Origin of the sequence: Lacrimispora sp., assembly GCF_036758025.1 — a bacterium.
Taxonomy (GTDB): domain Bacteria; phylum Bacillota; class Clostridia; order Lachnospirales; family Lachnospiraceae; genus Lacrimispora.
Map to the genome: position 1 here is coordinate 241,124 of NZ_DAIOXM010000003.1, position 10,959 is coordinate 252,082.

The following is a 10,959-nucleotide window of genomic DNA, read 5'->3' on the forward strand; positions in this document are numbered from 1 at the left end:
AAAGGAGGAAGCTATGAAATTAGTTACATACGAGGTTGACCGGAGAAAAGATATCGGGGTAGTGAGCAAGGATGAGATGTGGGTATTTCCGCTCAGAGCCTTCGGTATGGAGTACAAGGAGATGCTTGAGGTAATCAAAGGACTGAGCCAGTCAGAGATGGACTTACTGGAGCATGCTTCGGGCCTGGACCCTCACAAAAGCAACATTGTCGGAGCTGCCATGATGTCAGAGGTCGAGCTTCTGGCACCAATCCAGGTACCGGATCAGGACATTATCTGTCTGGGGCTTAATTACATGGAACATGCGGAAGAATCTGCACGCTTTAAAAAAGAGGATTTTGACGGAAAACGGGAGAAAGCGGTTTACTTTTCCAAGAGAGTAAATGAGGCTGTAGGGCCTTGCGGACAGATCTTAAGCCACAGCGATATTGTAGAAGGCCTGGATTATGAAGCAGAGCTGGGAGTGATCATCGGAAAGGACGCCAGAGATGTGGCACCAGACAAGGTAAAGGATTATATCTTCGGCTATACCGTTATCAATGATGTCAGCGCCCGGAATTTGCAGAGTAATCATAAGCAGTGGTATTTTGGAAAAAGTCTGGATGGATTTACCCCCATGGGCCCCTGTATTCTGACAGCCGGTTCCACATCCTATCCGCCTAAGCTTACCATTCAGTCCAAGGTCAACGGCGAGCTTCGCCAGGACAGCAACACCGGGCTGATGATCTTTGACATTGACCATGTTGTCAGTGAGCTGTCAAAAGGAATGACCCTGAAAGCGGGAGCCATTATTTCCACAGGAACTCCTAAGGGAGTGGGGATGGGCTTTACCCCTCCGAAATTCCTGTCACCGGGAGATGAAGTGGAATGTACCATAGAGAAAATCGGAACCATAAAGAATAAGGTAGTATAATAAAAAGGCTGTCCCGGATCCGGGGCAGCCCTTTTTACATGAATTAATAATTTTCAGCTTTTCTTTCAAAATAAGCCTTTGGATGAGCACATGCAGGACAGAGCTCAGGAGCGTTCTCTCCTTCGTGAATGTAACCGCAGTTACGGCACTTCCAGCCAAGAGGAGCGTCACCCTTAAAGGTCTTGTCATTCTTTACGCCTTCAAGAAGCTTTAAATAACGTTTCTCATGAGCAGCTTCTACTTTTGCTACGAATTCGAATTTAACAGCCAGGGCAGCGAAGCCTTCTTCTCTTGCCTCATCAGCCATTCTCTTGTACATGTCAGTCCATTCGTAGTTTTCGCCTTCGGCAGCAGCAGTTAAGTTGTCTTCCACGCTGCTGATGTCGTGAAGCTCCTTAAACCACATCTTAGCATGCTCTTTTTCCTGATCTGCAGTCTCTAAGTACAAGGCAGCCATCTGCTCGTAGCCAGCCTTCTTAGCCACGGAAGCATAATAAGTGTACTTATTTCTTGCCATGGATTCGCCTGCAAAAGCATCCTTTAAGTTCTGTTCTGTTTTTGTTCCCGCATACTTGTTAGACATTTTTAAAACCCTCCTGAATATTATGTATATGAATGATCAGTTACCAGTGGTTAGGAATGAGGGACAACGAAAATGCCGCTGTCCCTGCAAAATTATTAATTAACCGAAGTATCTTTCCAATAAGCCCTTAAACGCTTTTCCGTGACGGGCTTCATCCTTTGCCATCTCATGTACTGTATCATGAATTGCATCTAAATTCAAGGCTTTTGCACGTTTGGCAAGGTCAAATTTACCTGCTGTAGCGCCGTTTTCAGCAGCAACTCTTAATTCCAGGTTCTTCTTTGTGCTGGAAGTTACGCATTCTCCTAACAGCTCAGCGAACTTGGAAGCATGTTCAGCCTCTTCAAAAGCAGCCTTTTCATAGTATAAGCCGATTTCAGGATAGCCTTCTCTGTGGGCAGCTCTGGACATGGCAAGGTACATGCCTACCTCTGAACATTCGCCTTCAAAGTTAGCTCTTAAATCCATCATGATATCTTCAGGAGAACCCTGAGCTACGCCGATCTCATGCTCGCATGCCCATGACATATCTCCATCCTGCAATTTGAATTTTTCAGAACCAGCCTTACATATCGGACAAAAATCCGGTGCTGTCTCTCCTTCGTGAACATAGCCGCATACTGTACAAACCCATTTCTTCATGATCTTAAGTCTCCTTTTTATTTAAAAATTAGTGTTTTTCTAGTGCGCAATCAATAATAGTAATGATTACTGATATTAATTTAGCACAAGTTTTCTCTTATGTCAAGAATTTTTCTCAATTATTTCCCAAACAATTTTTGCAGGTGCCGTAAAAATAAATGGTATGGCCGTCTACCAGACCGTTTGTACTCTCCTGGGCCAGCCGGTTGATATGATCCATGGGGTCCAACTGCAGATCATTAACCTGACCGCACTCCTTGCATATGAAATGATAGTGGGGTGAGGTGTCTGCATCAAAGTGGTCCGCACCGTCTCCGCATGTCAGTTTCCGGATTTCTCCCAGCTCCACCAGAAGGTTTAAGTTCCGGTACACGGTTCCCAGGCTGATGTTGGGATATTCTTCGCGGATAGAGGTGTATAGCGCATCGGCAGTGGGGTGGTCGTGCCTTGCCATAAGGCAGGCTTTGATGGATTCCCGCTGACGGCTGTACTTTAATGTTTTCATGGCCGCTCCTTTTCTATTAAATAGTAATCATAGTAGTAATTGTTACTATTTAATAATAAAAGATTTTCAATCATTTGTCAATGTGCAGATGGATGGTATGGTTTTGGCTCAAAGACCGGTTATAAATATGTTTTCAGCTTTGGAATGTAGGGAAGGAGCCGTTCCAAAGAGGAATTGACGATCAGTTCCTCGGGAAAATTCACCTCTTTGATCAGTTCTAAGGCCTGTCTGTGGTTTCCGACGTCCGCTTCGATATGGGCATCGCTGTCAATGATGACGGAGGTTCGGTACCGCTTGCATAATTCCAGCATAGTCAGGTAATTTTCTCGCGCATTTTTTCTGGGATTTAAGGGGTGGAGGGAGCTGGAGTTGACCTCTAAAAGAGTGTTGTGTTCCGCAGCAGCGGCCACAAGGGTATCATAGTCCACCGGAAACCTCCCGTCATCGGGATGGCCGATTATATGAATCAAAGGGTTTTTAATGACCCCTAAATAGGCATTGGTGTTTTCTGAGGCAGTTCCGCTTTTAAAGCAGGGCTCGTGAAGGCTGGCAATGGAATAATCCATTTTTTCCAAAAGCCCTTTCCGCAAATCCACCCGTCCGGTGTGATCCAGAATATTGAGTTCTGCTCCCATAAGTATGTTGATTCCAAAGAGCTTGCGGGGAATGACCTTGAAATTGATAAAATAAAATTCATGGGATGACCCTGGCATCTTAGGGCCGTGGTCTGAAAATCCTATTAAGCTGAGGCCTTTTTCAGAAGCAGATTTTGCCATCTCATATAAGGTGTTATAGGCATGTCCGCTGGCAATGGTATGGGTGTGCAGGTCCATGATGTCCTTCATATTTCCTGTCCTTTCTGTATCTGTTTCCGGGTTTTTAAATTACAGGGATATTATACCATATATTTAAAATATAACACATTTTGAGAGAGAAAACCATAGGATAGAGGGGTGTATTTGAAATAAGGGGGGTGAGGGATTGGTTTTTGCAGATATATTTAATGGATTATATGAGGTAGAAAACAGGGGGATAGCGCTTTGGTTTGGGAAAGAAATCTGGAAATTTAAAATGGAAATGCAAATTTTGGAACTTAAGGTGTCGAATTTTGGCACTTGTATTGAAATAGTATTGATTTCTGTTATCATATTTATACCAATATATATTGGGAAAATACAAAGGAGAGAGCATGAGTATGAAAAGCAAGAAAAAACGATTTATGAAACAAGTTCTCAGTTATCTGCTGTGTATCAGCATGATGGCTCCCAACGTGACCCCAATTGCGGCCCAGGGTGCGGAGTATTTGGGGAACAGGCCGAGGTATGTGAATTTTTCCAGTCCGGATATGTTGTCTCTGGAAGATCTGGGAATTGGAACAGATCAGACAGAAGAGTCAGGCGTGGAAGAGGAACCAGGGGAAGTGACTCCCCCGGAGAAACAAGATCCGAAAGATGATGGATCTGAAAGTACTGGTGAAGAAGAGGATTCAGAGGAAGCTGGTTCAGAAGAAAATGGATCAGAAGAAGAATCCAAATCAGAAGAGTCCGAGCCGGAAGATGAATCCGAATCAGAAGAGGAATCTAAACCAAAAGATGAATCCGAATCAGAAGAAGAATCCAAGTCAGAAGACGAATCAGAAGATGAGTCAAAACCAGGCGAGGAATCGGAACCGGAGGAGGAATCAAAACCAGATGCTGAACCGGAATCAGAGGGCGTAAAGGACAAGCCGGCTGATCTCATTCCTGAGGAGGAAGAGGAGGCAAGAGAGCCGGAAGCATTTTACGATTACGACCAGTATATTGATGAACCCGGAGGGGAGCTGGTGCAGTTTAATGAATCCTACCGTACCTACCGCATTGGCGAAGACCAGTATATAACGGTAGCAGGTGGATATTCCGGTCTTTACCGCAATGAGAACGGAGAGATCGGGCAGGTTGATAACAGCCTGACGGAAACAGAGGAAGAGTATACAGTGGGAACCCCTTCCAGCGCCCTGATGCGTTCCAGAACCAGGACCAGAACTGGTTATGGAAATAGTGCGGGGAGCACGAATGTATTGTTTCCGGAGAAAATCACATCGAGTCAGGGTATTTCTATAGAAAAAGGTGATTTCAGGATTGAACTCATCCCATCAGGCGGCAGCTTTGAGAAAAGCGCTGTATGGGAGAATTCCATCCGTTACAGTGACGTATACCCTGGTATTGACTATCAGTACACGTTGGTGGGAAATACGGTAAAAGAAGATATTATTCTGCTGGAAGAGACGGATAAAAACCAGTTCTCCTTCTCTGTCAGGACAGGAGGCTTAAAGGCCGTCCAGGAGAAAAATACCATCATCCTTTACGATGAGGACAAGAAGAATCCGGAATTTGTCCTGGAAGCCCCTTTGATGATTGACGCGGATGGGGAAACCAGTGATGATTTGACCCTGAAGCTGAGCGGAAGCCAGGGCAGCTATGTTGCTACTGTAACAGCCGATAAAAAGTGGCTGGAGGACGAGGACAGGGCTTATCCGGTGAGAATTGATCCATCTGCCGTTCAGATGGTTCCCAGTGAGTTTGTACTTGTAAATGTGGCTGACGGCCAGCCTTCCAGATTCCTGGGAAATACAGGACCTATGTATGCGGGATACCGGGAAGGATTTGGCAACATGAGGACGTATGTTGCCATAAACGGAGACTGGAGCCAGGTCATGGGCCAGGCTGTCTGTACAAAGGCAACATTCCGCATTGGCACACAGACCGGAAACGGAGTTGGAAAAACGAAAATCGAACTGCGTGCACCGAATAAAGAGTGGAATGCCACGACCCTTACATGGAACCAGTTAAAGGAACCGCTTTCAGAATTTATTGATGTATTGGATTCCCCGGGAGCGGATCAGATTCTGGAGTATGATATTACGGCCATGATGCAGTCCTGGATGACGCCGGGAAGCAGGCTCCAGGCCGGTCTTGTGCTTCAGGCCGCCAGCGAGCCCAAATCAGATGCTCAGGCGCCCCTCCGGATGCCTGCGGAAAGCTTCTACAACCGGGACAATGCGGCCATGGGCCCGAGAATTGATATTACCTGGGAAGGGGAATTGATCGGGGACTTAGGCCTTCTTGATATTGATGCCTTAACGGTAAACGTCAATCCGGCTGTCAGAGAAAGTGAATCCGGGGGAAGGACCTCCATGGGTGTTCTGACTCACGGAATATCTCAGGCTGGGTCAACTGTGACCTGGGAACTGAGAGAGATGGGAGACAATGTAGCCGGCAATGATGAGATTGCAGATGATTCCTATACCTCTCCAGATTTCTCAAGGGATATGGCATTTACAGGGGCAATAAACAGCCAGGCTAAAACGGGAAACTGGCAGAGTTATGCCTTGGAAACCGAAACGCTTTTAAAGACTGATACCATTTATCAAGTAATGGCTGTAGCAGAAGGATTTGAGCTGGATGAAGACCCTGAAACAGGGGAAATCATTTTAGGAACAGAAGCGGCTGTCAGCGAAGAAAAACCAAGTGATGAGTTCCTGCTTTATGAGGTTCAGAGCCTGGATCTGCTGACCCGTATTGCGGATCACTATGGAGTGGCGGAAAAGACCATTCAAAAGGATAACCTTTTGGGCAATGGACTGACTTTTTCCGGTGATATTCTGTTTATCCGTAACCCTAAGAAGAGTGAGCCTTATACACCAAAGCCTCTTACGGATATGGAACAGATGATGATTGACATGCTGTTAAACGGTATGGGAAAAGACTGTGTGTTTAGCCATGAGCCAATCAACATGAATACCGGTGACTTCTTTATGCAGCAGGTGGATGCAGAACTGGAGGAGCTTGGCGGAATGTTCTTATTCCAAAGAAGCTATAACTCCATTGCAGCCCATTTCCTTTCCGAGTTTGGTATCGGATGGAGCAGTCCATTTGGGCAGAGATTGACGGTAAGGCATAACGGGGACATATTATACCGGAAAGATGACGGCGGAGCCATTAACTTTGCAAAACAGTCTGACGGCAGCTATGAGGCGCCGGACGGCTATGATATGGTTCTGATGACTGCTGATTCCATTGATTTAGAAGTGGCAGATGTTCCTGATGAGGCAGGAAGGGGAACGCCGTCACAGGCTGGATTCTTCATGGGAGAAGAGTTCGATGAGGACGAAGAAGATGAAGAAGAAACTGACGAAGATGAAGATGAGGAAGGCGAAGACACAGATACCGCAGTTCCGGAGGCCACTGCCTGGGAACTGGAGAAGGCTGATAAAACAGTACTCACCTTTGATGCCAGGGGACTTCTGCGCTATGTGACAGACCGGAAGGGCTACCGGACAGTACTTCTTTATGATGAAAATGATGATGTCCGTCAGATAAGGACAGCTTCAGGGAAGATATTTGAATTAATAGCAGATGAATACCATAGGATTACCTCTGTGACGCTGCCAAATAGCGGAACAATTGTTTATGAATACGATGACAGCCACAACCTGATCTCCGTCACTGATCCGGAGGGAGGCGTGCGCCGTTACGAGTATGACGATGCCCACCATATGACAGCTTGGTATGATGAAAATGACAGCCGTATTGTGGAAAACAGCTATGATGAACGGGGACGGATCACCAGTCAGACAGATGCTTTGGGAAATACGGTTACCCTTGAATATCAGGAAGGCTGTACCGTTTCAACAGATAACCGGGGCAATGTGACCAGATATTACATGGACAGCCAGAGGCGGATATCACGGGTTGAATATCCTGATGGAAGCAGCGAGAGCACTTCGTATACAGACGATAACCGGGTTGCCCGGAAGACTGATGAGCGGGGAGCTGTGACCTCTTATACCTACGATGCCAATGGAAATGTCCTGACAGAAACCAGAGATGACGGAAGCAAGGCTTCTTATACCTACAATGATTTAAACCTGCCCTTAACTGCAACAGATTATGAAGGCAATAGAACTGTTTTCACTTATGATGAAATCGGAAATCTTTTGTCCATGACTGACGGCGAGGGCAATACCACTCATTATTCCTATGATGAGCTGAACCGTGTGGTATCCATAAGAGATGCCAATGGAGGAACAACGTCATTTTCCTATGACGGGGCAATGGTCACCTCTATGACTGACGGGGAAGGAAGCACCTGGACCTTTGAATATGACGATATGAACCATGTTCTGACAGACAGGGATCCCTTGGGAAATTCCAGGACTTATGAATATAACTTAAAGGGCTGGAAGGTTTCAGAGACGGAAAAGGATGGCGGAACAACGGTATATGAATTTGATGCAGTAGGAACCGTTTTATCCATTACTGATCCTATGGGAGCAAAAACGGACTTTACTTATGATAAGATATATAACATTTTATCAGGCCGTGATGCTTTGGGAAATACTCTGAACTATGAGTATGATGAGAACTATAATAGGATAAAGGAAACGGATGCCAAGGGAGAGGAAACTCATCACACCTATGACAACCGGAACCGTATGATAAAGACGACTGATGCCCTGGGCAAGGAAGTCCTTTACGAGTTAGACGGAAAAGGAAATATTGTAAATACTACTGACCGCCGGGGAAATATAACAGAGGTTTTATATCATAAAGTCTTAAATCTTCCGGTACTTACAAAGGATGCACTTGGAAATGAGACCCATTACAGATATGATCACAATGGAAATTTAAAGAAGATCATATATCCGGATGGAACCTCTATGTCCTATGCCTATGACAGGGCAGGAAGACTGGTATCCACCACAGCTCCTAATGGTCTGGTAACAGAGATTTCTTATGATGGAAACGGAAATATCATCCGCATTGCAGATGATGAAACCCGGGTTTATCAGTTTGAGTATGACCGTAACAACCGGATTGTAAAGTCCAAAGATCCTTTGGGCGGTACGATACTCTATGTTTATGACAGGGCTGGAAATCAAAGAAAAGTGGTTGATGCTGAGTCAAATGCAACGGAGTATGCTTATGATGCAGTAGGGCGTTTAAAAGAGGTGAAAGATGCGTTAAATGGTCTGGCGGCTATTGAGTATGACTTAAACGGTAATCCTCTAAAAACTACGGATCAGAACGGCAACAGCACCAGCTACCATTATGACGTTATCGGACAGGTGCTGGCTGAGGTCGACGGAGCAGGCTTTATCACTGCCATGGAATATGACTCCCTTGGAAATGTGGAGAAGGTGATTGATGCATTAAAGGGCGAGACTGCCATGGAGGTGGATGCTTTAAGCCGCACCACAAAGATGACTGATGTCATGGGACATGAGTATGAGTATACGTATGATGCCAATGGAAATGTGATCCGCATTCTGTTCCCGGATGGAGACAGTGTGGTCATGACCTACGATGCAGAAAACCGGATGATTCGGAGCATTGATGAGGCAGATGTGATTACGTCTTATACCTATGATTCCATGGGACGGCTGACAGAAGCCAAAGACAACATCGGCAATACCATGACTTATGAGTATGATGAAAGCGGAAATCTGGTGAAACAGACAGATACCATTGGTCGAAGTGCTGTTTATGAGTATGATAAGTTTAACCATTTGATTGCCGTGACCGGAACAGATCTGGCGACAACGCGGTATAGCTATGATGCCATGGACCGCCTGGTGAAGGTGACAGATCCAGAAGGAAAAGAAACGTCATATGAGTATGACCTGGCTGGAAACCTGATTAAGACCACAGAACCGGGGGAGGCAGTTTATACATATGCATATGATGCCATTTATCGTCTGACCAATAAGGTGAATCCTTTAGGTGCTTCCACTACCTTTCAGTATGATGCCAAAGGCAACTTGACGGGTACGAAGGACGGCGAAGGAGCAGAACAGACTTATGCATATGATGCCATTGACCGTTTGACAAAAGTAACTGATGGTAGGGGAAATGATACGGTTTATGAGTATGATGCCCTGTCCAGACTCCTTTCCTACACCACACCGGAGGGAAGCAGGCAGGAATACCGCTATGATGGCGTTGGAAATGTAACGAAGGTAAAAGATGCCAATGATTTGATTACTCAGTACCAGTATGATGTGATGGGTAATCTGGTAAAAGCCATTTCTCCCAAGGGGGCAGTAACGAACTATACCTATGACAAACATGATGAAGTAACCAGTATCACCGATCCGGCAGGAAATGTGACCTCATATGAGGTGGACTTAAATCGTCTGGTCCGTTCCAGAACAGAGAAGAACGGCGGCGTTTACAGCTACAACTATGATGCGGTACACCGTTTGACTGGAATCAAGACTCCTCTGGGATTATCCAGAACTTTTACTTATGATGTGGCGGATAATATTGTTACAGATACTGATAGTCTGGGACGTGACAGTACCTACACCTATGACATTATGCACCGCATGACAAAAGCCGTGGATGCCAAGGGCGGAGAGACTTTGTTTGGCTATGATATCCGCGGAAACCAGAATGCAGTTACTGATGCTCTGGGATATACATGGAATTACCGGTACGATAAGATCGACCAGTTGACTGCAAGCGTGGACCCGGAAGGCAAGGCTACGGAAGTCGTTTATAATCTGGTGGGTAAAATCGCTGCGGTGACAAAGCCGGGAGAGAGAACCACACGGTTTGAGTATGACAAGAATTATAACCAGACGACTGTGATTGATCCTAAGGGGTATCTGTATGAGTATACCTATGATAAGGATAACCGTCTGATTGGAACAAAGGATCCCCTTGCTCAGGTGGAAGAGATCACCTATGACGCAGGAAGCCGTGTCACATCAGTAAAAGATAAGATGGGGCTGACGGAAAGCTATACCTATGATCCTCATGGCAATGTATTGAGCGTTAAGGCCACCAATGGACTGATTACCCGGTTTAATTATGATGTTCTGGATAATCTGGTGAAGGTGACCATGCCAAGCAATCTGACAACTACCTACACCTGTGATGTGATGGGAAATGTCACCACCATGACAGATACCATGAAGAGGACTACCCGGTACACCTATGACATCGAGGGAAACATGACCTCTTTGGTCAATGCGGAAGGCAGGAAGGAACTGTCTGCTTATGATGCCGGAGGACGGTTGATCAGCCATGCCACTAACAGCGGGGATACGATCCGTTATGACTATGATAAGCTGAATGATCTGGTGGAAAAGTCTTATGAAGGTGCGGACGGAAAGAAGCAGGAAGAAGACGTTCTTTACGGTTATGATGCCTTAGGACAGAGAGTATCCATGATGGATACTACTGGGGAGAGTGAGTATGAGTATGACTCTCTGGGAAGAATTATCAAGGTAACAAGCGGTTCCGGCCAGGTGGTGGAGTATGCTTATGATGG

The 10,959-nt window shown here is 45.8% G+C and carries 6 protein-coding genes; 2 read left to right on the plus strand and 4 right to left on the minus strand.

Features of this window, described 5'->3' with window-relative positions; genetic code table 11:
- Positions 1-13: 13 nt before the first annotated feature.
- Positions 14-913 (plus strand): fumarylacetoacetate hydrolase family protein, encoded by a 900-nt coding sequence (locus tag V7M78_RS05025; RefSeq protein ID WP_333647056.1) that lies wholly within the window; start codon positions 14-16, stop codon positions 911-913.
- Between the two features lie 43 nt (positions 914-956).
- Here the strand turns inward: V7M78_RS05025 and rbr are convergent, their stop codons facing one another.
- The 4 genes from rbr to V7M78_RS05045 all read right to left on the minus strand — a co-directional run bounded on the left by rbr (position 957) and on the right by V7M78_RS05045 (position 3,488).
- Positions 957-1,496 carry a rubrerythrin gene (rbr, locus tag V7M78_RS05030; protein ID WP_333647058.1) on the minus strand — a complete coding sequence of 180 codons (540 nt, stop codon included), beginning with the start codon at positions 1,494-1,496 and terminating at the stop codon, positions 957-959.
- A 99-nt stretch (positions 1,497-1,595) separates the two neighbouring features.
- Positions 1,596-2,138: an NADH peroxidase gene (locus V7M78_RS05035; protein ID WP_158377045.1), complete on the minus strand. Its 543-nt coding sequence runs from the start codon at positions 2,136-2,138 to the stop codon at positions 1,596-1,598.
- A 115-nt stretch (positions 2,139-2,253) separates the two neighbouring features.
- A complete protein-coding gene (locus V7M78_RS05040) occupies positions 2,254-2,643 on the minus strand; it encodes a Fur family transcriptional regulator (protein WP_333647063.1) in 390 nt (129 codons plus the stop codon).
- A gap of 119 nt (positions 2,644-2,762) precedes the next feature.
- The gene (locus V7M78_RS05045) at positions 2,763-3,488 is read right to left on the minus strand and encodes a phosphatase (RefSeq protein ID WP_333647065.1); all 726 of its coding nucleotides are present in this window, start codon (positions 3,486-3,488) and stop codon (positions 2,763-2,765) included.
- A 350-nt stretch (positions 3,489-3,838) separates the two neighbouring features.
- Here V7M78_RS05045 and V7M78_RS05050 point away from each other — a divergent pair.
- Positions 3,839-10,959: DUF6531 domain-containing protein (locus V7M78_RS05050; protein ID WP_333647067.1), on the plus strand; the 7,121-nt coding region annotated here is incomplete at its 3' end.

What these genes read in the sequence shown, in the direction of transcription:
- V7M78_RS05025 (WP_333647056.1), top strand. Translation starts at nt 14, where the DNA reads ATGAAATTAGTTACATACGAGGTTGACCGGAGAAAAGATATCGGGGTA.
- rbr (WP_333647058.1), bottom strand. Translation starts at nt 1,496, where the DNA reads ATGTCTAACAAGTATGCGGGAACAAAAACAGAACAGAACTTAAAGGAT.
- V7M78_RS05035 (WP_158377045.1), bottom strand. Translation starts at nt 2,138, where the DNA reads ATGAAGAAATGGGTTTGTACAGTATGCGGCTATGTTCACGAAGGAGAG.
- V7M78_RS05040 (WP_333647063.1), bottom strand. Translation starts at nt 2,643, where the DNA reads ATGAAAACATTAAAGTACAGCCGTCAGCGGGAATCCATCAAAGCCTGC.
- V7M78_RS05045 (WP_333647065.1), bottom strand. Translation starts at nt 3,488, where the DNA reads ATGAAGGACATCATGGACCTGCACACCCATACCATTGCCAGCGGACAT.